Annotated in this window: 3 protein-coding genes and 1 tRNA gene; 1 reads left to right on the top strand and 3 read right to left on the bottom strand. The window is 59.9% G+C overall.

Annotated features, from left to right (window positions below; translation table 11 throughout):
• Nucleotides 1-37 precede the first annotated feature (37 nt).
• Nucleotides 38-919 carry an alpha/beta fold hydrolase gene (locus NW856_RS12045; RefSeq protein ID WP_414400468.1) on the top strand — a complete coding sequence of 294 codons (882 nt, stop codon included), beginning with the start codon at nt 38-40 and terminating at the stop codon, nt 917-919.
• Here NW856_RS12045 and NW856_RS12040 read toward each other — a convergent pair.
• The 3 genes from NW856_RS12040 to NW856_RS12030 form a co-directional block, all read right to left on the bottom strand.
• Nucleotides 847-1,458: a Ycf51 family protein gene (locus NW856_RS12040; RefSeq protein ID WP_414400467.1), complete on the bottom strand. Its 612-nt coding sequence runs from the start codon at nt 1,456-1,458 to the stop codon at nt 847-849. The two genes, NW856_RS12045 and NW856_RS12040, sit on opposite strands and share 73 nt — an antisense overlap.
• 204 nt (nt 1,459-1,662) lie before the next feature.
• A tRNA-Leu gene (locus tag NW856_RS12035) sits at nt 1,663-1,742 on the bottom strand.
• 58 nt (nt 1,743-1,800) lie between these two features.
• Nucleotides 1,801-2,922: hypothetical protein (locus NW856_RS12030; protein WP_414400466.1), on the bottom strand; the 1,122-nt coding region annotated here is incomplete at its 5' end.

The raw sequence follows: 2,922 nt of genomic DNA, 5'->3' as shown, positions 1-2,922 counted from the left end.
GAATCCTTGCCATTTAGGGCAGGGAGAATGTCAAGCGATGGGCCTGCAGCTCCACTATCGTACTTGGGGAGAAGGGATCCCCTCCCTCCCAATCTTGATGCTCCACGGCCATCCGGGCAATGCCGACTGCATGGCGGTATTTGCAGAGGCAGTGGCGGGGATCCACCCCTGTGTGGCGCCAGATCTGCGTGGCTACGGGCATTCCCAGGTGACGGATCCCTTTGAGATGCAGGATCACCTAGAGGACTTGGAGCGGCTGCTGGATCGCCTGGGCTGGCAGGAGTGTCTGGTTCTGGGCTGGTCCTTGGGCGGGATCCTGGCCCTGGAGTTGGCTTTGCGTCTGCCGCAGCGGGTAAAAGGCTTGGTTTTGGTGGCCAGTGCCGCCTGCCCCCGCAGCAACCATCCCCCCACCGATTTTTGGGATCAGGTCAACACCGGCATTGCCTCTCTGCTCAACTGGGTTTGGCCCGGCTGGGAATGGAACATCGAGACCTTTGGCCGTCGCTCCCTTTACCACTACCTGATGCAGCAACAGACCCCAACGGCCTATCGGTATTTGGCGCACATGGCCTTGCCCGCCTATCTGCACACCTCCCCCCAGGCTCGCCAAGCTCTGCGCGCCGCTTTGCAACGGGGCTACAACCGCGAGGGAGATCTGCACCGAATTCGCATCCCGGTACTGCTTATGGCCGGCGAGCGGGATCGCCACATCACCGCCAACAGCAGCCTGGCCACAGCCCGCGCCCTGCCCCACTGCACCTGCATTGTCTATCCCAACGTGGCTCATCTCTTTCCCTGGGAGATCCCCGACCGGGTGGGACAGGATCTGCGCCGCTGGCTCAGCGCTCAAGACTGGGCAAGTGGGATCCCGGTGGTTGGCTCTTCCGCTCCCTCTGCAGACAAGGCGGCAGAAGCCTGACCCTGGGCCAACTTCCGCAGCCGGGCAAAGGCCTCTTCCTCCAGATGGATCTGCTGCTGCTGTTGTTCTTCTGGGGTGCGCAGGCGCTTTCCCAACGGCTGTTGCAGCGTGCCCAAGAGCAACGGCTCGGAAACTCCCGGCTCGGGATGGATGACGGTGCGGGCCCGCAAGGTGAACACCGGCGAACCGGTGGAGAAGCGTCCCGGGGATCCCAAATCGCTGGCCGCCTGCTTCAGGGTGAGGATCAGTTGCTCTGGGGTGATATCCGGGCTGACAGCAATAACCGCTCGATCCGCCCCTTGGTCATAGACGGTGGTGTAGGGGGCAGCACCGGGAATGCGGGAGCGAAAGATGGGCCCCAAGCTGAGGGCAAAACATCCCGCCGTTAAAACCAGCGCAAACGCTGTGTAGCCCACCAGGGAAAACTTCAAGGGCCAATTGCGGATCCAGGCCAGCAGGGTGAGCATAGCCAGCAAGCCTGCCAGACCTAGCCCAATTCGGGTGGCAGAGGCAAAGAAAGATTCCAAAGTTGCATCCATGATTCCCCAGTTTAGCGGCTAGAGCTTCATCTCTAGGATGCAGGATGAGCCCGATTCTGGCTGCCCTATCTAAGGACTCCGTCCCGCTGGCACCCTGCTCCAGAAGGGCTTGGCTGGTTCTATCACCAAACCCCTGTGAGAAGAGGCAAGACGGATCAACCTACCAAACACAGAAAGCGGCGAGCCCTACAGATTTGAGGAGCATGGGCAAGGTCGGATTCGAACCGACACGGTTTCCCGCCGCATTTTGAGTGCGGTGCGTCTACCAGTTTCGCCACTCGCCCGACTTGGAACCATTATCCTACTGAACTGGCGAAACCTCGTCAACCAATCCCCCGAACTCTATCGGCGGCGGTCTTTCTCCAGTTGCTGGGCCTTTTGCCGAAGCTGGCGGGTTTGCTCCATCACCTCCTCCAGATCCTCGTGGGATAGCCGCTCGACGTAGTTGATCTTGATCTCTTCCAGCAAGTCTTGCAGGAGAGAGCGAATTTCTTCCGAAGCATGCTCCTGGCTGAGTTCCCGTGCCAAGACCTCACCAAACCGCTGCATCAGTTGCGCTGCCAGCTTGGAGCCGACGGGATCCTCGAAACTGCCCGTCAGGGTTTTGTAGGTGGTGGTGGTCAGCTCGTTGGCCAGGCGCTCCGTCAGTTGGCCAGGCAGGGATCCCAGGCCGGGAAGCTGTTCTAGAGTTTGCATGGCAGGCAACTGCTTGAGCAGGCCATCCAGGTTGTAGCGGAGCAGTTGTTGCAATTCCGGTTGCACCTGGGGCAAAACGCGGTAGAGAACAATGCGAAAAACCAGGTTGGCAATCGCCTCCAGCTCGTTGGTGTTGTTGATATCAATGTAGTCGCGCTGGGTACGCGCTGCCGGCAGCAGGGGCAGGGATCCCCGCTGAATGGATACCTGGATTTGGTTGATCACCCGCACGACAATGACTTCCGTCAGATCCTCGGCGAAGTTGGTAACAAAGCCCTGGCTCACCTGGGCGCGTACCCGCTCCAGATCCAGCAACTGCGCTTGTCCCAGCCGGATGGTGACGGGGATCACCCGCAGCCAGCGCCAAAAGGGCAGCAGCAGCAGCACATCGTACCAACGCCAGAGCATGGCATCCAGCCAATTGACGCCGGTGTAGCGACGGCTGATGGCCACCGTGCGCAGCAAAAATTCCAGCCCAAACAGAAGCACGAAGGGAAAATCCAGCACCGGGAAAAAGTCAACAGGGTTACCGCTCTCACCAATGGGGCGGAAATAGTTGGTCTCGAAGAGGGGGCGCAGCCGGGTCTGGAAAAATTCAATTCCATCTGCGGGATCGGCGCTGGCCAAGTACTCAGCAGTCCAAAAGCGGGCAAAGGCGGCTCTGGCAGAGTCGGCTTCTGGGATGTGCTCCCGCATCAAATTGAGGATACGCACAAACTGGCCAGTTTTGTTGGCGCCGTAAACTACCCGGCTCCGACCGCTAAGCGG

The sequence above is a fragment of the Synechococcus sp. R3-13 genome (assembly GCF_047462195.1).
Lineage (GTDB): Bacteria > Cyanobacteriota > Cyanobacteriia > Thermostichales > Thermostichaceae > Thermostichus.
This window is presented reverse-complemented; position numbering and strand designations above follow the sequence as displayed.